The organism is Microbacterium sp. SORGH_AS_0969 (assembly GCF_030818255.1).
GTDB lineage: Bacteria > Actinomycetota > Actinomycetes > Actinomycetales > Microbacteriaceae > Microbacterium.
On sequence record NZ_JAUTAG010000001.1, the window covers coordinates 1,438,352 to 1,457,038 of the forward strand.

General features: G+C 69.9%; 19 protein-coding genes and 1 pseudogene. 14 read left to right on the plus strand and 6 right to left on the minus strand.

Annotated features, from left to right (window positions below):
- Window positions 1-13: 13 nt before the first annotated feature.
- Together QE388_RS06665 and QE388_RS06670 are read right to left on the minus strand one after the other, a co-directional pair.
- Window positions 14-520: a low molecular weight protein-tyrosine-phosphatase gene (locus QE388_RS06665; RefSeq protein ID WP_275799944.1), complete on the minus strand. Its 507-nt coding sequence runs from the start codon at window positions 518-520 to the stop codon at window positions 14-16.
- Between the two features lie 118 nt (window positions 521-638).
- Window positions 639-1,043: a phage holin family protein gene (locus tag QE388_RS06670; protein ID WP_275799945.1), complete on the minus strand. Its 405-nt coding sequence runs from the start codon at window positions 1,041-1,043 to the stop codon at window positions 639-641.
- Between the two features lie 101 nt (window positions 1,044-1,144).
- On the opposite strand from QE388_RS06670, the gene QE388_RS06675 reads away from it, so the two are divergent.
- From QE388_RS06675 to QE388_RS06700, 6 genes are all read left to right on the plus strand, one after another.
- Window positions 1,145-2,221, plus strand: coding sequence for a histidinol-phosphate transaminase (locus QE388_RS06675; RefSeq protein ID WP_307384134.1), 1,077 nt, complete (start codon window positions 1,145-1,147; stop codon window positions 2,219-2,221).
- A 273-nt stretch (window positions 2,222-2,494) separates the two neighbouring features.
- Complete coding sequence (locus QE388_RS06680; RefSeq protein ID WP_307384136.1) at window positions 2,495-3,625, plus strand: thiamine pyrophosphate-dependent enzyme; 1,131 nt, start codon at window positions 2,495-2,497, stop codon at window positions 3,623-3,625.
- A gap of 8 nt (window positions 3,626-3,633) precedes the next feature.
- Window positions 3,634-4,599: an alpha-ketoacid dehydrogenase subunit beta gene (locus QE388_RS06685; protein ID WP_307387071.1), complete on the plus strand. Its 966-nt coding sequence runs from the start codon at window positions 3,634-3,636 to the stop codon at window positions 4,597-4,599.
- A gap of 90 nt (window positions 4,600-4,689) precedes the next feature.
- Entirely contained in the window at window positions 4,690-6,018 is a 1,329-nt protein-coding gene (locus QE388_RS06690) for a dihydrolipoamide acetyltransferase family protein (protein WP_307384138.1), read from the plus strand.
- Between the two features lie 65 nt (window positions 6,019-6,083).
- A complete protein-coding gene (locus tag QE388_RS06695; RefSeq protein ID WP_307384141.1) occupies window positions 6,084-6,428 on the plus strand; it encodes a helix-turn-helix transcriptional regulator in 345 nt (114 codons plus the stop codon).
- The gene (locus QE388_RS06700; RefSeq protein WP_307384144.1) at window positions 6,412-7,656 is read left to right on the plus strand and encodes a type II toxin-antitoxin system HipA family toxin; all 1,245 of its coding nucleotides are present in this window, start codon (window positions 6,412-6,414) and stop codon (window positions 7,654-7,656) included. Before QE388_RS06695 ends, QE388_RS06700 begins: the two co-directional genes overlap by 17 nt.
- 61 nt (window positions 7,657-7,717) lie before the next feature.
- Here the strand turns inward: QE388_RS06700 and QE388_RS06705 are convergent, their stop codons facing one another.
- From QE388_RS06705 to QE388_RS06715, 3 genes are read right to left on the minus strand one after another with little or no spacing between them, the layout of a single operon-like run.
- Entirely contained in the window at window positions 7,718-9,010 is a 1,293-nt protein-coding gene (locus tag QE388_RS06705) for an MFS transporter (RefSeq protein WP_307384147.1), read from the minus strand.
- Between the two features lie 52 nt (window positions 9,011-9,062).
- Entirely contained in the window at window positions 9,063-9,914 is an 852-nt protein-coding gene (locus QE388_RS06710) for an N-acyl homoserine lactonase family protein (protein WP_307384149.1), read from the minus strand.
- Window positions 9,914-11,398 carry an aldehyde dehydrogenase gene (locus QE388_RS06715; RefSeq protein WP_307384151.1) on the minus strand — a complete coding sequence of 495 codons (1,485 nt, stop codon included), beginning with the start codon at window positions 11,396-11,398 and terminating at the stop codon, window positions 9,914-9,916. Before QE388_RS06715 ends, QE388_RS06710 begins: the two co-directional genes overlap by 1 nt.
- A gap of 59 nt (window positions 11,399-11,457) precedes the next feature.
- Here QE388_RS06715 and QE388_RS06720 point away from each other — a divergent pair, with 59 nt between their 5' ends.
- Together QE388_RS06720 and QE388_RS06725 are read left to right on the plus strand one after the other, a co-directional pair.
- Window positions 11,458-12,369: an NAD(P)-dependent oxidoreductase gene (locus QE388_RS06720; protein WP_307384154.1), complete on the plus strand. Its 912-nt coding sequence runs from the start codon at window positions 11,458-11,460 to the stop codon at window positions 12,367-12,369.
- Between the two features lie 9 nt (window positions 12,370-12,378).
- Window positions 12,379-13,077, plus strand: a complete 699-nt coding sequence (locus QE388_RS06725) for a GntR family transcriptional regulator (protein WP_307384156.1) — start codon at window positions 12,379-12,381, stop codon at window positions 13,075-13,077.
- 53 nt (window positions 13,078-13,130) lie between these two features.
- On the opposite strand, the pseudogene QE388_RS06730 reads toward QE388_RS06725, so the two are convergent.
- Window positions 13,131-13,493, minus strand: a pseudogene (locus QE388_RS06730) (MFS transporter); the annotation flags it as partial.
- A 335-nt stretch (window positions 13,494-13,828) separates the two neighbouring features.
- Here QE388_RS06730 and QE388_RS06735 point away from each other — a divergent pair.
- From QE388_RS06735 to QE388_RS06760, 6 genes are all read left to right on the plus strand, one after another.
- Complete coding sequence (locus QE388_RS06735; RefSeq protein ID WP_307384160.1) at window positions 13,829-14,626, plus strand: SDR family NAD(P)-dependent oxidoreductase; 798 nt, start codon at window positions 13,829-13,831, stop codon at window positions 14,624-14,626.
- A gap of 42 nt (window positions 14,627-14,668) precedes the next feature.
- Window positions 14,669-15,502, plus strand: a complete 834-nt coding sequence (locus QE388_RS06740; protein ID WP_307384163.1) for an N-acyl homoserine lactonase family protein — start codon at window positions 14,669-14,671, stop codon at window positions 15,500-15,502.
- On the plus strand, window positions 15,499-15,900 hold the full coding sequence (locus QE388_RS06745; RefSeq protein ID WP_307384165.1) for a carboxymuconolactone decarboxylase family protein: 402 nt from the start codon (window positions 15,499-15,501) through the stop codon (window positions 15,898-15,900). The genes QE388_RS06740 and QE388_RS06745 overlap by 4 nt, the downstream gene beginning before the upstream one ends.
- Window positions 15,897-16,790, plus strand: a complete 894-nt coding sequence (locus tag QE388_RS06750) for an NAD(P)-dependent oxidoreductase (protein ID WP_307384168.1) — start codon at window positions 15,897-15,899, stop codon at window positions 16,788-16,790. Before QE388_RS06745 ends, QE388_RS06750 begins: the two co-directional genes overlap by 4 nt.
- Window positions 16,787-17,536 (plus strand): carboxymuconolactone decarboxylase family protein, encoded by a 750-nt coding sequence (locus QE388_RS06755; protein ID WP_307384171.1) that lies wholly within the window; start codon window positions 16,787-16,789, stop codon window positions 17,534-17,536. The genes QE388_RS06750 and QE388_RS06755 overlap by 4 nt, the downstream gene beginning before the upstream one ends.
- 133 nt (window positions 17,537-17,669) lie before the next feature.
- Complete coding sequence (locus QE388_RS06760) at window positions 17,670-18,674, plus strand: ABC transporter substrate-binding protein (RefSeq protein WP_307384174.1); 1,005 nt, start codon at window positions 17,670-17,672, stop codon at window positions 18,672-18,674.
- The last annotated feature ends 13 nt before the right edge of the window (window positions 18,675-18,687 follow it).

The window sequence follows — 18,687 nt, forward strand, 5'->3', positions numbered from 1 at the left end:
TCGCGCGAAGGGGTCAGCCCGCGGAACGGATGGCGGGCTCGAGCTGCCGGAACAGGGCGCGGCAGGCACTCTCGATCATACCGAGCACCTCGTCGAACATCGGGGGGCCGGCGTAGTACGGGTCGGGGACGTCGAGGGTCTCGGCATCCGGAACGAACGACTGCAGCAGGGCGATCTTGTCGGCGGCGTCGTCGTCGCGGGCCCAGCCGCGCAGGACGCGTTCGTGGCTGCGGTCGAGCGCGACGACCAGGTCGTTGCGCTCGAAATCGGCGTACTGGAACTGCCGCGCGCGATGCGCCGCGCCGTCGTACCCCAGACGCTCCAGAGCTGCGAGGGTGCGGTGGTCGGCGCGTTCGCCGACGTGCCAGTCGCCGGTACCGGCCGACGACGAGGCGACACGCGGGCCGAGGCCCGAGGAATCGGCGAGATGACGGAAGACCACATCGGCCATGGGGGAGCGACAGATGTTGCCGCTGCACACGAACACGACGCGGAAGGGCGCGTCGGCACTCGCGGTCATCCCTCCATCATGGCGCTGAAGCGCCGCGACCGCACGCGCCGATTCCTCCGGACGCACGCGGGTTCCGGTCCCTTCGACGGGCTCAGGGACCTCGGCGGTGCGAGGCGGACTCACCGCGTCAGCGTCGTGAACGTTCGTCTCGTCGAGGACGCAGGATGCCGCCGAGCACGGCGTTGATGATGCCGATGAGCAGCGCCGCCACGACCGTCAGCCAGAACTCGCCCGTGCGCAGACCCCAGTTCCAGTTCGCGGTGATGACGGCGGTCAGCCACAGCAGGAAGCCGTTGATCACGAGCGAGATGAGCCCGAGCGTGAGGATGTACAGCGGGATCGCGACGATCTTGACGACGGTCCCGACGATCGTGTTCACCAGGGCGAAGATGAGCCCCACGAGCAGCAGGGTGAGGGCGACCTGCAGCCACTCTCCGGGCGCGAAGGGGATCAGCCGCACCTGAAGGGCGGGCAGCAGCGTGACGATCCAGATGGCGAAGGCGTTGACGGCGACGCGGACGACGAAGCGCATGCCCCCACCCTGGCACGCCGGCGCCACGGTCCGGCAGGGGCTTGCGACGGATGCCACGGAGGGACTGACGCGCGACGGCCGCCCGCGGTTAGGCTCGCGGGGTGAGTGAAGAGCCGGTCCTCCCCCGAATCCGCCCCGAGATCGCCGCCCTGCCGGCGTACCGTCAGGGCCGTCAGGCCAGCGCCGACGCGTTCAAGCTGTCGAGCAACGAGAACCCCTTCGACCCGCTCCCCGGTGTTCTCGAGGCCATCCAGGGGGCGTCCGGCATCAACCGGTATCCGGATGCCACGGCCGCCCGCCTCCGCGAACGTCTCGCCGCGCGCCACGGCGTCTCGCCCGACGACGTGCACATCGGTGCCGGTAGCGTGTCTCTGCTCGCGCAGCTGCTTCTCGCGACCTCGGGACCGGGCGACGAGGTCGTTTACGCCTGGCGTTCCTTCGAGGCCTACCCCTCACTCGTCGCCGTCGCCGGAGCCACCAGCGTGCAGGTGCCGCTCACCGAGGACTTCCGCCACGACTTGCCCGCGATGGCCGCCGCAATCACCGAGCGCACGCGCCTGGTGATCGTGTGCAGCCCGAACAACCCCACGGGCCCCACCGTCACGCACGATGACTTCGCCGCGTTCGTCGAGGCCGTGCAGGCCGATGTGCTGATCGTGCTCGACGAGGCGTATGCGGAGTTCGTGACCGACCCCTCCTCGGTCGAGGGCGACCGCGTGCGCGCGATCATCGCCCGACCGAACATCGTCGTGCTCCGCACCTTCAGCAAGGCCTACGGTCTCGCGGGCCTGCGCGTCGGCTACGCGATCGGGCACACGCGAGTCCTGGATGCCGCGCGCAGCACCGCGATCCCGCTGTCGGTCACGGCTGCGGCCGAAGAGGCCGCGCTCGCGAGCCTCGCCGCCGAGTCCGAGCTCCTGGACCGCGTGCGTGTGATCGCCGAGCGCCGCGATCGTCTCGTCGCGCGCCTCCGCGATGCCGGATGGCCGGTGCCCGACGCCCAGGGCAACTTCGTGTGGCTCCCCGCGGGAGACCGCGCGCTCGAGGTCGCCACGGCGTTCGAAGAGGCCGGTCTCGTGGTTCGTCCCTTCGCCGGCGACGGCGTGCGGATCTCGATCGGCGAAGAGGAGTCGCTCGACCGCATCGTCGAGGTGGCAGCCGCCACGGCTCCGCGCTGACCCCCCGGCGGCACAGGTCCCTGAGCTTGTCGAAGGGCCCGGTACCCGCGGTGCTCCGGTGGCTTCGACAGGCTCAGCCACCTCGCGGAAGGTCCGCGTCCCCGAGCTCGTAGAGGCGACGCGGGGGCTCCGGCGGTCCGCGGGAGGTCCCTGAGCTTGTCGAAGGGACCGGGCCCACGACCGCGCCGCTTTGTGGATGATGGATGCCGAATCCCGGCATCCATTGTTCACCTCATGCGGTCCCCGGCATAGGGCGAGCATTAGCGTGGGAGCATGACCCCGCTCGACGACCCCGCTCTCGTGCGCGTTCTGGCAGCCGACGGCACGATGGCGCCCACGCCCGCGGCCGAGCGCTACCTGCCGCTCATCGACGCGCTGACCGACGCCGAACTCGAGACGTTCTACCGCGACATGGTCTCGATCCGCGCGTTCGACGTGCAGGCCACCAATCTGCAGCGCCAGGGCCAGCTCGCCCTGTGGCCGCCGTCCTTCGGTCAGGAGGCCGCCCAGGTCGGCTCCGCGCGTGCGGCTCGCACGCAGGACCACATCTTCCCCTCGTACCGCGAGCACGTGGTCACCCGCATCCGTGGCGTCGACCCGCTCGACATCATCCGACTGATGCGCGGCCTCACGCACGGCGGCTGGGATCCGTCCGACCCCAAGAACGGCAACACCCACATCTACACGCTCGTGCTCGGTGCGCAGACGCTGCACGCGACGGGCCTCGGCATGGGGCTGGTGTTCGACGGAAAGTGCGGCACCGGAGACCCCGAGCGCGACGAAGCGGTCATCGTCTACTACGGCGACGGCGCGTCCAGCCAGGGCGACGTGCACGAGGCCATGGTCTTCGCCGCGAGCTTCCAGACCCCCGAGGTCTTCTTCCTCCAGAACAACCAGTGGGCCATCTCCGTCCCCGTCGCCACGCAGTCGCGCTCGCCGCTGTACAAGCGCGGTGAGGGATACGGCATCCCGAGCGTCCAGGTCGACGGCAACGACGTGCTCGCCAGCTACGCCGTGTCGAAGCTCGCCCTCGACGAGGCCCGTGCCGGCGGCGGCCCCCGCGCGATCGAGGCGATGACCTACCGCATGGGTGCGCACACGACGAGCGACGACCCCACCAAGTACCGCACCTCCGACGAGGAGCAGTCGTGGGGGCGTCGCGACCCGATCGCCCGCATGCGTGCGTTCCTCGAGGCCCGCGGCGCGTCGCAGCAGTTCTTCGACGACGCGGATGCCGAGGGTGCCGCGCTCGCCGACGACGTGCGCGTGCGCACGAACGAGCTCGGCACGATCCCCCGCGCGCACATGTTCGAGAGCGTGTACTCCGAGGCGCACGCGCTGATCCAGGAGGAGCAGCGCTGGCTCGACGACTACGAGGCGTCGATGGAAGGGGGCGCGCAGTGACCGAGAACATGCCGATCAGCCGCGCGCTGAACGCGGGTCTCCGCCGCGCGCTCGAGACCGACGACCGCGTCCTGCTCATGGGCGAGGACATCGGCCCGCTCGGCGGCGTCTTCCGCGTGACCGAGGGTCTGCAGAAGGACTTCGGACCCCGCCGCGTCATCGACTCGCCCCTCGCCGAGTCCGGCATCGTCGGGACCGCGATCGGCCTCGCGATGGGCGGGTTCAAGCCCGTGCTCGAGATCCAGTTCGACGGCTTCGTCTTCCCGGCCTTCGACCAGATCACCTCGCAGCTCGCGAAGATCACGAACCGTCACGAGGGTGGCGTGCGCATGCCCGTCGTCATCCGCATCCCGTACGGCGGGCACATCGGCGCGGTCGAGCACCACCAGGAGAGCCCCGAGGCGTACTTCACGCACACGGCCGGTCTGCGCGTGGTGAGCCCCTCGAACGCGAACGACGCGTACTGGATGATGCAGCAGGCGATCGCCTCGCCGGACCCGGTGATCTTCCTCGAGCCGAAGGCGAAGTACTGGCAGAAGGGCGAGGTCGACACCGACGCCCCCGCGCTCCCGCTGCACGCGAGCCGCATCGTGCGTCGCGGCACCGACGTGACCCTCGTGGGCCACGGTGCGATGGTCACGACGCTCCTGCAGGCGGCCGCGCTCGCCGAGAGCGAGGGCACGAGCTGCGAGGTCATCGATCTGCGTTCGCTGTCTCCGGTCGACTACGGCCCTCTGCTCGATTCGATCCGCCGCACGGGCCGCATGGTCTACGCGCAGGAGGCGCCGGGCTTCACCTCGCTCGGCTCCGAGATCGCCGCGACCGTGATGGAGAAGGCGTTCTTCGCGCTCGAGGCGCCCGTGCTGCGCGTGTCGGGCTTCGATGTGCCCTTCCCGCCCGCGAAGCTCGAGGGCACCTACCTGCCCGACGCCGACCGCATCCTCGAGGCCGTCGACCGGTCTCTCGCTTACTGACACCCTCCCGGCCGTGAGGCCCTCCCGCCGCCGGATCATTCCGTTGCGGCACCGCCGGTGGCAAGCTGGCTCCCGAGCAAAGGACACCCCGTGACCGAGCAGACCTTCGTTCTCCCCGACGTCGGAGAGGGCCTCACCGAGGCCGAGATCGTGCAGTGGCGCGTCGCGCCCGGTGACACCGTCGCCGTCAACGACGTGATCGTCGAGATCGAGACGGCGAAGTCGCTCGTCGAGCTGCCGTCGCCGTACTCCGGCACGGTCGGCGAGCTCCTCGCCTCCGAGGGGGCCACGGTCGAGGTCGGTGCCCCGATCATCACGATCGGATCGACGGATGCCGGCACCCCGACGCCCGCGGAGCCCGTCACCGTTCCCGAGTCCAGCGACCCCGGCGGCGCCGTGCTCGTGGGATACGGCACGGGTGGCGCGGTGTCGTCGCGCCGCCGCAAGCCCGCGGAGCGTCCGGTGATGGCATCGGTCGGGGTGGTCGCGAAGCCCCCGATCCGCAAGCTCGCGCGCGACCTCGGCGTCGACCTCTCGGCCGTGACGCCGAGCGGTCCCGCCGGCGAGGTGACGCGCGACGACGTCGTGAAGCACGCCGAGCAGGCGAGCGTCTTCCGCAACATCGAGACGCCCGCGTGGGGAGAGGTGCGTGAGGAGACGATCCCGGTCCCCGCTCCCGCGGCGCCCGCGCCCGTGGCATCCGTCCCCGCCGCTGATGCCCGCGAGGAGTCGATCCCCGTCCGCGGCGTCCGCAAGGCCACCGCGAACGCGATGACCTCGAGCGCGTACTCGGCCCCGCACGTGTCGGTGTGGGTCGATGTCGACGCCTCGCGCACGATGGAGCTCGTCAAGCGTCTCAAGGCCTCGCCAGACTTCGCCGACGTGAAGATCTCGCCGCTGCTGATCATGGCCCGCGCGGTGATCTGGGCCCTGCGCCGCACGCCCATGATCAACGCCGCCTGGGTCGACACCGAGGATGGCGCGCAGATCTCGGTGCGCCACTACGTCAACCTCGGCATCGCTGCCGCGACACCGCGCGGCCTGCTCGTGCCGAACATCAAGGACGCGCAGAGCATGAACACGCGCGAGCTCGCGAAGGCGCTCGAGAACCTCACCCTCACGGCCCGCGAGGGCAAGACGAGCCCCGCCGATCAGATCGGCGGCACCTTCACGATCACCAACATCGGCGTGTTCGGAGTGGATGCCGGTACCCCGATCATCAACCCCGGTGAGGCCGGCATCATCGCGCTCGGCGCGATCCGGCAGAAGCCGTGGGTCGTCGACGGCGAGGTGCGCCCCCGCTGGGTGACCACGGTGTCGGGCTCGTTCGATCACCGCGTGGTGGACGGCGACGGGATCTCGCGGTTCATCGCGGACGTGGCATCCGTGCTGGAGGAGCCGGCGCTGCTGCTCGACTGACCGAGCTCACGTCGGAATGAGTAATACTTTACCCATAAGGCATATTTAGGGGTAGAGTATTACTCATGGGTCGTCAAGAGGTCAGCACGGTGCGCGCTGCTGAAGATGCCATTGCCGTCCTCGGGCAGCAGATTCGGCTTGCGCGGTTGGCGCGCGGGATGACGGCGGAGCACCTGGCGGGGTCCGCGGGGATCAGCAGGAAGACGCTGACCGGTATCGAGAACGGCAGCGCCGCCGCAAGCATCGGGAAGGTGTTCACGGTTGCGACCATCGTCGGGGTGCCCTTGTTCGGCGTCGATGACCCGGGCGAACTCCTGGCCCTTCGTCGCCGAGGTGAGGAGCGACTGGCACTCCTGCCGAGCCGTGTGAGCGTGCCGCGCGAGAGCGATGACGATGGCCTCGACTTCTGACGTCTTCGTCTGGGTCTGGCTGCCGGGCGAGTTCGAGCCAGTGCCCGCCGGTCGGCTTCGGGAGCGGGCTCAGGGGCAGTTCTGGTTCGACTACGGGCGCCGCTATCTCGAGCGCGAAGACGCCGTTTCCCTCGCGCCCACGCTTTCGCTCTCGACGCAGACCTTCGCTCCCACCGGCTCCATGGGTCTGCCGGGGGCGCTCCGAGATGCGTCCCCGGATGCCTGGGGGCGACGGGTCGTGCAGTACCAGGTCACGGGAGAGCGTGGCGAGCTCGCTGACACGGGCGACCTCGACGAGCGTACGTACCTCCTGCACTCGACCTCGAATCGCTTCGGCGCCATCGACTTCCAGGAGTCGGCAAGCGTCTACGTCCCTCGGCTGACGGCGCCAGCCTCACTGGAGGACCTTCTCGGCGCCGCCGACACGGTGGAAGCCGGCGGCGAACTCCCTCTCGAACTCGAGCGCGCGCTGCTCAGCGGAACGGCGATGGGCGGGGCCAGGCCCAAAGCGGTGGTCGAGCACGACGGGCGCCAGTACATCGCCAAGTTCTCGGCATCCACCGATCACTTCCCGGTCGTCGGGGCCGAAGCGGCCAGCATGTTCCTCGCGGAGAAGGCCGGGCTTCGCGTCGCCTCGACTCGTGTGGAGAGCGTGCTCGGTCGCACCGTGTTGCTCGTCGAGCGCTTCGATCGCACGGCGGCGGGCGGCCGGATTCTCGCGTCGAGCGCGCTCACGTTGACCGGGCTCGACGAACTCCAGGCGCGCAGCGGCAGCTACGTCGATCTGCTCGACGCGCTCCGCCAGTGGGGCGCGCCCGCGGGAACCGCCGAGGAGCTGTTCGCGCGGGTCGCCTTCAACATGGCCATCTCGAACTCCGACGATCATCTCCGCAACCATGCCGCGTTGTGGGATGGAAAGACAGCGATGCTCAGTCCCGCCTACGACCTGTCGCCGATGAGTCGTAGCGGCGAAACCGCATCGCAGGCCATCGCCTACGGTCGAGCGGGCCAGAAGCGCAACAACTTCGGGGACCTCCTCGCGGTACGTCACCTCTACGACCTGACGGCCGCGGAGGCCGACGGTGTCATCGGTCGAATCGAAGATGCCATCCGGAGTCACTGGGAGGATGCCGCCGACTACGGGCAGCTCACAGTGGCCGAGCGGCGTCTGCTCTGGGGAAGGCAGTTCCTCAATCCGGGGACTCTGTACGGTTCTCGCGGGCGCTGAGCAGCGTGGACACGCCAGAGGGGGAGGCGCCGGTGCGGCACCTCCCCCTCTCCCGTTGCGATCAGACCCGCGCGAGCTCACGCGTCCGCGCCAACTGGCGCGTCACCGCGATGCCCGCGATCAGCGTGATCGCGCTCATCAGCGCGAGGTAGCCGGGGATGAGCACGCCGAACGACGGGTTCGTCAGCGCCGCGGTGAGGATCAGCGGCGAGAAGCCGCCGACGACGCCGCCGAACTGGAACGCGAGCGAGACGCCGGTGTAGCGGATGCCCGCGGGGAACAGGTCGGTGAACATCGTCGACAGCAGGGCGTAGGTGAGCGGGTGGATGATCGACATCGATCCGACCATGACCACCAGCAGCACGGCCGTGTTGCCCGCGGCGGCGATGAGCGCCGCGACGGCGGGGAACGCGAGGACCACGAGCAGCGCCGCGCCGATGGTGAAGACCTTGCCGCGCCCGTAGGTGTCGGCGAGCCAGCCGGCCACCGGCATGAGCGCGATCTCGACGGTCGCCGCGATCGTCACCGAGAGCAGCAGGGTCTGCCGGTCGAAGCCGAGGGTGCTCACGCCGAAGGTGAGCAGGAACGTCGTGAGGAAGTAGAAGTACACGAACGGTCCGCAGGTCAGCGCGATCCCGGCGAGCACCTGCAGGGGAGCCTTCGCGAAGGTGGCGAACAGCGGGACGCGGGTGGTCTGTCCGGCCTCGCGCACCTTCTTGAACTCGGGCGACTCGTCGACCTTCAGTCGGATGAACAGGCCGATCGCCACGAGGAGAGCGCTGAACAGGAACGGCACGCGCCAGCCCCACGTGAGGAACACCTCGTCGGGCTGTGCCGAGAAGATGGCGATGATGCCGGTCGCGAGAACGAGACCCGCGGGGGAGCCGACCTGCACGAGCGCGCCGGCGAGGTTCTTCTTGCCTTCGGGGGCGTGCTCGACAGAGAGCAGCATCGCGCCGCCCCACTCGCCGCCCACGCAGAAGCCCTGGATGAGGCGGCAGATGACCAGCAGGATCGGCGCCAGCACGCCCACCTGGTCGTAGGTGGGGAGAAGGCCCACCGCGACGGTGGCGACACCCATGCCGACGAGGCTGTAGATCAGCATCTTCTTGCGGCCGATGCGGTCGCCGAAGTGCCCGAACACCGCGGCGCCGATCGGGCGGGCGAGGAAGCCGATCGCGAAGGTCGCGAAGGCCGCGATGGTTCCGACGAGCGGGTCGTCGGCGTGGAAGAACAGCATGCCGAAAACGAGGGCGGATGCCGTGCCGTAGATGTAGAAGTCGTACCACTCGATGATGGTGCCGACGACGGCCGAGGTCGTGACCTTGCGGTCGAGCTTGGGTGAGGTCTGCATTGACGTCTCCTAGAGGGGCGGCCGCGGGCGCGGCCAGGGGGTGGAAGGGGTGTTACAGGAGGGACCAGACGCGACCCACGAGGCGCGGGTCGCCCCCGTCGGCCGGGGTGAAGCGTTCGGTGACGGCCGGATCGTGGCCGGGCACGATGGTGCCGAGGCTGCCGTCGGCGCCGACGGCGAGCTGGTGGAGGTCGTCGAACGCGTCGTACATGCGCGGCGTCTCGTGGGCGATCGAGAACGGCCGGTCCTCGCACACGTTCGCGTCGAAGTGACTGGCATCGGATGCCAGGACGATGGGCGCGCGGCCGGGGATCTGCACCCGCACGACCTGCATGCCGGGCGTGTGTCCGCCGACGTGGTGCACCGTGACGCCCGGGGCGATCTCGACATCGCCGGCGAGCACGTCGACCCGACCGTCGAAGTTCGCGCGGACGAGCGCCGCGACATCGTCGGGGTGCGCGATCGTGGCGTAGAGGCCGCGGCGCACGTGGCGACCGGTCCAGAAGGCCATCTCGGCCTCCTGCACGTGCACGGTCGCGTCGGGCAGGTGCCCGAGGTAGCCGGTGTGGTCGTAGTGCATGTGGGTGACGACGACGCTCGGGATCCGCTCGACGGGGTACCCGAGCGCCTCGGCGACCTCGAGCGGCGACCCGAGGTGCTCGCGGCCCGGGCGCGCCTCGGCCGTCTCGGGCGTGAACCCCGCGTCGACGAGGATCGCGGCATCCTGACCCGTGATCAGCCAGACGAAGTAGTCGATCGGCATCGACGCGTCGCCGTGGGGGATGTGGCCCATGAAGTGCTCGGCGGCCACCGCGGTCGGGCGGGTGGCGTAGCGGATGACGTACACCTGTTCCGGCATCCATCCCGCGGGGAGGGTCTCGCGGCCCGGAATGAGCACGCGCATCAGCGCAGACCGCCGACGTGCGTCACGACCGCCTTGACCTGGCTGTAGCCGTAGAGCGCCTCGAAGCCCTTCTCGCGGCCGTGGCCCGAGTGCTTGACGCCGCCGAAGGGGATCTCGTTGCCGGCCCCGATGAATCCGTTGATCTGCACCTGTCCAGCGTGCAGCCCCGCGGCCACGCGCATCGCACGATCGATGTCCTTCGTGAAGACGGCGGCGGCGAGGCCGTAATCGGTGGAGTTCGCGATGCGCACGGCATCCGCCTCTTCGGTGAAGCCGAACACCGACTGGACGGGGCCGAAGATCTCGGTCGAGGCGATCGCCATCTCGGGCCGCACGTCGGTCAGCACCATCGGCTCCAGGAACCACCCGGCGGGCAGGCCTTCAGGGGTCTCGAGCGAGCCCTGGGCGAGGGTGGCGCCCTCGTCGAGAGCGCCGGCCACGAGGGCGCGCACGCGCTCGCGCTGCTTCTCCGAGACGAGCGGGCCGATGGTGGCGTCGTCGATCCCGGGGCCGATCGAGAAGGATGCCACCCGCTCGACGAGCCGCTCGGTGAACTCCGCGCGGACGTTCTCGTGCACGATCCAGCGGGTCAGCGCCGAGCACGACTGCCCGGAGTTGCGCACCACGGCTTGAGCTGCGAGAGCCGCCGCGGCCGGGATGTCGGCGTCGGCGAACACGACCGCGGCCGACTTGCCGCCGAGCTCGAGGTTGCTCGCGACGACGTTGGCCGCGGCGGCCTGGGAAGCGCGGATGCCGGTCTCCACAGACCCCGTGAAGGTGAGGTGGTCGATGTCGGGGTGTCCGGCGAGCGTCGCTCCCGCGGTCACGCCGTCGCCCTGCACGACGCACATCACGCCCGCGGGGAGGATGTCGCGCGAGAGCTCGGCGAACAGCAGCGACGACAGCGGGGCGAGCTCGGACGGCTTCACGACCACGGTGTTGCCGATCGCGAGCGAGGGCGCGACGCCGCGGGTGAACTGGCTGATCGGGGCGTTCCACGGCGTGATGTGCGCGACGACGCCGAGCGGTTCGCGGAGCGTCTGCACGAGGCGGCCGGGAACCGAGGGGATCGTGTCGCCGAACAGGTGCTGGGCGGCGTGTGCGTAGAACCGCAGGTACGCCTCGGCTCCCTTCACGTCGGTGCGCGACTGCGACAGGGGCTTTCCGGTGTCGAGCGTCTCGACGCGGGCCAGCTCGTCGGCGTTCGCCGCGACGGCATCCGCGAGTTGCTCCAGAATGACGGCGCGATCGGCGGTCGAGCGCGCGGCCCACGCGGGGAAGGCTGCGCGGGCGCTGTGGACGGCGCGGTCCATGTCGGCCGCGGTGGCATCGGCGACGGATGCCAGGGGTTCGCCCGTGGCGGGATCCTCGATCGTGCGGTGGGGACCGTGGACGTCGTTCCAGTCGCCGTCGACCCACATCCCGAAGGGGAGGGTGCGGCCGCCGGGAAGGGTGGTGTTCACCTCGTTGTATGCACCTTGCATGCAAGAACTGTATTCTTCGAGGACGAACATCGCAACAGGAGCTCAGAGAGGCGCATCCGATGCAGAACACCACACACACCATCGCCGTCGTCGGACTCGGCAACATGGGCATCGAGGTCGCCACGCGCCTCGCCGCCGCGTGGCCCACGATCGGCGTCGACCTGAGCGCAGAGCGCCAGACCGAGGCGTCCGAGCGGGGCCTTCGCACCGCGCCGCTGGAGTCCGCCGTCGACGAGAGCGACATCGTCGCCCTTTCGCTCCCGACGCCCGCCGCCTCGCTCGCGGTCGCCCGCAGTCTCGCGGCCCGGCCCGGAACGGTACGCACGGTCCTCGAGATGTCGACCGTGACCCCGAACGACATGAAAGCCATCCAGCGCGTGCTCGAGCCGGCCGGCATCCGGGTGCTCGACTGCGCCGTGCTCGCCGGTATCGCGCAGATGCGCGCCGGCACCGCGGGTCTCGTGCTCGCGGGCGACGCCGCGGCGATCGAGGAGATCTCGCCCGTGCTCGACGCGCTCACCGCGAAGCGCCGCGTCCTCGGAGACGTGGGAACCGGCATGGCCGCGAAGGTGCTCAACAACGCCGTCGCGCACGGCGTGATGGTCATGCTCGGCGAGGTCATGGCTATGGCCGTGCGCACCGGGCTCGACCCTCGCGCGCTCGTCGACATCCTCGCGGGCGACGACGGCGGACTGCTCCGCCCGCTCACGCACCGCGTCGCCGAGCGCGGCTTCACCGGCTCGTACGACGGCGGGATGTCGCTCGAAGCGGCTCGCAAGGACTCCGTGCTCGCCCTGTCGATGGCGCAGGACGACGGCGTGCCCGTCTTCACCCTGCCCGCGGCCCACGGCGTGTACGAGATGGCGATGGCCGAGGACGGGTGGGCACGCAACGACTACGCCGTGCTGCTGCGCCTGTGGGAGCACTGGGGCGGTTTCACGTTCCCGGATGCCGTCGGCCCCACCCCGTAGCATTGGCCCATGTCATCCGCGACGGGCCTCGAAGACTTCACGGGCGTCGCGGCCTATCTGCCCGCGCAGCGTCGTCGAGGTGACGCGGTCGAGAGCACGACGTTCGCGATTCGCGAGGCGATCCTCGAGGGCGACCTGCCCGGCGGCACGTGGCTGCGTGAGGAATCGATCGCGGGCGTGCTCGGGATGTCGCGCACGCCCGTGCGCGAGGCGTTCAACCGCCTTGTCGAGGAGGGGCTCGTCGAGCGGCTGCCGGGATCGGGCGTCCGCGTCTCGGCGCTGACCGTCGACGACGTGGCCGTCGTGTACCAGGTGCGCGGCAGCCTCGAATCGCTCGCGGTCGGTATCGCGGCACGCCGGGGCGATCCGGCCGTGCACGGGCGGCTCCGGTCGCTGCACGAGGCGATGGTCCGCGCGGCCGAGGCCGACGATGCCGCGGCATTCCATCACGCGAACGTGGCGTTCCACGCCGCCTTCGCCGAGATCGGCGACAACAACTATCTCCGCCGCCTGCTTGGCACGGTTTACACCGCCGTGCGGCGCATAGGCACCCGCACCTTCAGTGCCGAGCGAATGCGCGAGATCCTCGCCGAGCACGAGCTGATCATCGACGCCGTGATCGCGGGAGACCCCGAAGCGGCCTCCGCCGCCGCGCAGGCGCACGCCGAGCGTGCGCGCGCGATCACGCTGGCGCGGCTGCTCGCCTGAGGCGCGTCCTCTTCCGCCCCTGCCCCGTGCGCGCCTCGCGATGAAGAGGACGCTCATTCGGGCAGCGACGCCCGCTCGCCGGCCGGGTTCTCGCGCGTCGTGATGAACAACGCCAGCACGAGGGCGACGGCCGCGGCGCCGATGCCCAGCAGGAACGACACGTGGAACGCCTCCGCCGTGGGGACGCGGGTGTCGCCGTCACCGGTCGAGAGAGTTGCGAGGACCACTCCGACGATCGCCGCGGCCGTGCTCGTGCCCAGTGACCGTGCCAGGGCGTTGAGCCCGTTGGACGCGCCCGTCTCGCTCGGTGGGACAGCGCGCATGATGAGCATCGGCATCGCGGCGTACCCGAAGCCGATGCCGAACCCGATGAGGATGTTCGCCACGACGAAGTGCCACACCTCGGTCGAGAAGAAGAGGCTCGACGCGCAGTTCGTACCAGCCCCAGGCGAGGAGGATCAGTATGCCTCCACCTCGGTCCTTCGCCCTGCTGAGGGCACAACGGAGCGCCGTGCGGAGGGGGATGCGCGCGCGACCCGACCGCATCGAGCGGTGACCGCATGGGCGGGGCGATCGCCGCGGCTCCGGTCGTCGCGCCGCGCCTCCTGACGCGCTCGCCGGGTGATTCGAGCGATCCGCATCGTAGCTAGGAACTATGTTAGTGTCAGACAGGTTACTCGGCCGCTGACACGTATCCGCTCGATCGAACGACGCTCCGCGGCCCGCGAGACCCACATCAAGGAGGATGTCGATGGATGGACGCACGTTCCGCTCGGATTTCACGGGGCGATCGGTCGTCGTCACCGGGGGTGCCCGGGGTCAGGGTGCCGCAGAGGTCGAGGTGCTCGCCCGCGAAGGCGCGCGGGTGTTCGCGGCGGACATCCTGATCGACCGCGGTGAGGAGTTCGCCGCGGCGATGCGCGCCGACGGCCTCGCCGTCGACTTCGTCGAGCTCGACGTCACCGAGCCCGAGAGCTGGCGCGCGCTCGCCCGCCGGGTGGCCGAGGCGGACGAGACGCCGTGGGGTCTGGTCAACAACGCGGGCGCCTCCGCGCCGGGTCGGGTCGAGACCGTGACAGTCGATACGTGGCACCGCGCCCTCGATGTCAACGCGCTCGGCGCCCTGCTCGGCACGCAGGTGATGGCGCCCCTGATGACCGCGGGCGGATCGATCGTCAACGTCGGATCCGTCGCCGCGTCGCTCGCCCACACGAGTGTGGCCTACGGTGCGGCCAAATGGGCTCTGCGCGGGATCACGAAGTCGTCGGTGGTCGATCTCGCGCGGTATGGCATCCGGGTGAACCTCGTGCACCCGGGATACATCGCGACCGAGTTGAACGCCCAGGGCGACCGCCGGTTCTTCGACGCGCACCTCGCCCAGACGCCGCAGGGACGGCACGGAACCGTCGACGAGGTGGCGCGCGTCGTGCGCTTCCTGCTCTCGGACGACGCGTCGTACGTCGACGGCGCCGAGATCCCCGTCGACGGCGGTTTCATCGCGCACGGCGGCACGAAGTCGATGTTCGACGCGGTCGGCCCGGCGGTCTGACGTGCTGCGCCGCGCACCCGGGCATAGGGGAGAGGAAGAGGGATGACACTCGCCGACAACACCGTGATCGCCGTGCGCTACGGTCGCCTCGCGACGACGCGGTCGGACGTGTACCTGAACTACGGCGACTACGGCGAGGCCGACGGGCCCGACGCCCTGGCCTACTACTTCTGGGTCGTCGAGTTCGGAGACCGCCGCGTCGTCCTCGACACCGGCTTCGCAGCCGACGTGGGCAGACGACGGGGACGCACCCTCCTCCTCGACCCGCGTGCCGCCCTCGATGCGCTTTCGGTGCCCGATGAGCCGGACACCCTGATCGTCCTCAGCCATGCCCACTACGACCACATCGGGAACGTCGACCACTTCGCGCGAGCGTCGTTCGCGATGGCTCGCGCGGAGTACCAGTACTGGGTCGAGAGTCCTCGTCCGCTGACGATCACGCACCGCGTGGTCGAGCAGAGCGAGCTCGAGATGCTGCGGTCGCTCCACGAGCAGGGGCGCCTGCGGCTGCTCGACGACGATGTCGATCTCGCTCCCGGCATCCGAGTCATCCTCGCCCCCGGCCACACTCCCGGACAGCTCATGCTGCTCGTGGACACCGCGGGTGGTCGCGTCCTGCTCACCTCCGATGCGGTGCACACCGACGAAGAGCTCGCCCGGCGGATGCCGTTCCGCCACATGTGCGATCTCGTCACGACGGCGGCCACGTACGACCTCATCGACCGGCTGCGGGCGGAGGTCGCCCCGACCGACGTGGTCGTCGGTCACGAGGATTCCCTGTGGTCTCGCTATCCGCCCGACCCTCGTCTCCCCGATCACTCCCTCGTTCTCACCCCCTCCCGCTCTGACTCCCTATCGACAAGGAAGGCGCCATGACGCTCAACGACTACCCCTCCCACCAGGCCTCCTACGACGCGGGGCTCGCCGTGCGTCGCGAGGTGCTGGGCTCCGACTACGTGGACAAGTCGCTTGCCAAGGCCAACGACTTCAACCGCGCCATGCAGGAGCTCGTCACCGAGTACTGCTGGGGCGAGATCTGGACCCGTGAGGGTCTGGGGCGCCGCGACCGCAGCCTGCTCAACCTCGCGTTCATGACGGCTCTCAACCGGCCCTTCGAGCTCGCTCTGCACGTCCGCGGCGCCATCGCCAACGGTGTGACCAAAGAAGAGATGCGGGAGGTGTTCCTGCAGGCCGCGATCTATGCGGGCGTTCCCGCCGCCCTGGACGCGTTCAAGGTCGCCGAGTCGGTGTTCGCCGAGCTGGACGACCAGTGAGTGCCCCGGTCGCTGATCTCGCCCTCATCGGCCTCGGCAACATGGGCGTGCCGATGGCGCGTCGATGGATCGAGGCGGGCGTGTCGGTGTGGGGGTTCGATCTGGATCCGCAGGCCGCGAGCCGCCTCTCCGACGCGGGCGGCACGCCCTGTGCGACGGCAGCGGAAGCGGCCGGCAGGGCATCGGTCGTCGTCCTCATGCTGCCCAACAGCGCGATCGTCGACACCGTGATCGCCGATCTCCTCGCGCACGATGCGCTGGAGGCCGGCGACCTGGTCATCGACATGAGCTCCTCGCAGCCGCTGCGCAGCAGGAACAATGCCGAGCGACTCGCCGACCGGGGCGTCGATTTCGTCGACGCGCCGGTATCGGGTGGGGTTCGTGGCGTCGTGGCGGGCACCCTCGCGATCATGGCGGGCGGACCCGAGTCTCTCGTCTCGCGGGCGACGCCCGTGCTCGAGGCGCTGGGCCGGGTCACCCGGGTCGGCGACATCGGCGCCGGGCACGCCGCGAAAGCCCTCAACAACCTCGTGTCGGCCGCCCACCTGTGGATGACATCCGAGGCGGTGCTCGTGGGACGAGAGTTCGGGATCGAGCCCGAGACCCTCGTCGACGTGATCAACGCGTCCACCGGACGCAGCGTCTCGAGCGAGGTGAAGTGGCCGAAGTTCATCCTCCCCGGGACCTTCGACTCGGGATTCGGCGCCGCCCTGTTGGCGAAGGACACGCGCGTGGCCGTGGACCTCCGTGAGTCACTGGGCCTGCCTGGCCTTCTCGACGAGACGGTCGCGGGTCTGTGGGAGCGCGCGGTCACCGAACTCCCCGCCGGGGCCGACCACACCGAGGTCGCCCGCTACATCGACGAGGCCTATGGCGGGAGATCGGCGTGACGACGGGCGCGTCCACGGGTGCCGTTTCCGCTACGCCGGATCCTCCGGCCCCCGCGGACGGTCCGGTGTGGGAGGCGTTGCGGGCCCTCCGCCCCGGCTATGCGCGCGCTGCCGGGGAGTTCGCTCGCTCGACCTGGGGTGGGGCGCTGGATGCCAAGACGCGCGCGTTCGTGCGCATGGCGCTGAACGGCGCTGTCACTCACCTCCGAGGGGAAGCCCTGGCCGAGGCCATGGGCGACGCACGAGACGCGGGTGCGAGCGCCGAGGAAATCCTCGAGGTGCTGATGGTGACGTGCACGATCGGCGTCCACGGCATGAACGCGGACGTGCTGGCCGACGTCCTCGCAGAACGCGGGGAGCCGGTCGACACCACGGTGCTGACCCCGGCGCAGGAGCGCATCCGCGAGGACTATCGGCGCACACGCGGATACTGGCGCGACTTCCTCGATCCGACGCTCGCGCTCGCTCCCGGCTTCCTCGAGGCCTACCTCGAGTTCTCCGGTGCTCCTTGGCGCGAGGGAGTGCTCGAGCCGAAGGTGCGCGAGTTCCTCTACCTCGCCTTCGACACGTCGCCCACTCACCTGCACATGGCCGGTCTGCGCGTGCACATCCACAATGTCCTGGACCACGGAGCGACCGTCGACGAGATCGTGGCGGTCATGGCGATGTCCGCCGGGCTCGGGCTGCAGACCCTCTCCGCCGCGGATGCGGCATGGAAAGCGCTGTACCTAACTGACAACAGTTAGCTGCTATTGACATGGCGGGCAGCGTCGGATAACTTCGAATTCCCGACGTGCGCTCGCACTCAGGCGCCGACTCGACGACGCCCCGGCAGCGTCGCGGAACAGCGATATGGACACCCAAAGGAGGGACCATCACATGCATGCACGAATGACTCGCGTCTTCTCGGCGGCCGCGGCGATCGTGACCGCCGGCGCGCTGCTCGCCGGCTGCTCGTCCGGCGCTCAGACAGCCTCGGGAGACGCCTCGAGCGCCGGGGGTGACGTCGCGATCTCCGTCGCCACGTACCCCGTCCTGTCGAACGCGGCCGCCTACATCGGCGAGAGCGAGGGCATCTTCGCCGAGAACGGCCTCACGCCCACGTTCCAGACCATCACTGCCGGTGCCGAGGCGGTACCGCTCCTGCTCAAGGGCGATCTCACCTTCGCGCCGGTCGATGTCCCCACCGCGGTGAAGGCGGCGCAGGAGAACGTCGGCGTCGTCGCCGTGGCATCCATGATGGAAGGCGTCGACATCGACAAGGGCTACGTGGGCGTCGTCGCCCCCGCGAACTCCGGCATCACGGACTGGAAGGGCCTCGAGGGCAAGAAGGTCGCGGTCAACGCGCTGGGTGGCTCGGCCGTCGCCCAGATCAGTGCGTCGATGGAAGACGTCGGCGCCGACCCCAGCACGGTCCAATGGGTCGAGCTCGCGCAGCCGCAGACCATTCCGGCGATCCTCGCCGGCCAGGTCGACGCCGCCAACCTCGCGCAGCCGCTGCTGACCGCCGCCGAGCTCGAGGGCCTCGTGCAGGTCGGTAACCCCGAGAAGCTCACGGTGGCAGGCGTGCCGACCTTCGTGTACCTCGCCACGAAGCAGTACGTCGAACAGAACCCTGATGCGGTGAAGAGCTTCCAGGCCGCGATCGAGGCCGCTGGCGCCGCCGCCAACGGCGACCACGCGCTCGTGATCGAGACGGCGAAGACCTCGACCACCGTCGATCCCGCGCTGCTCGACGAGGTCACGGGCTTCCCCAACTGGGCCGAGGGCCCGCTGACCGCAGCCGACCTGCAGAAGTACATCGACCTGATGGTGACCGCGGGGATGATCGAGCAGTCCAAGGCCCCCGCCGCCTCCGACGTCGTGTCCTCGCTCAACCAGTAGCACCGGCAAGGAG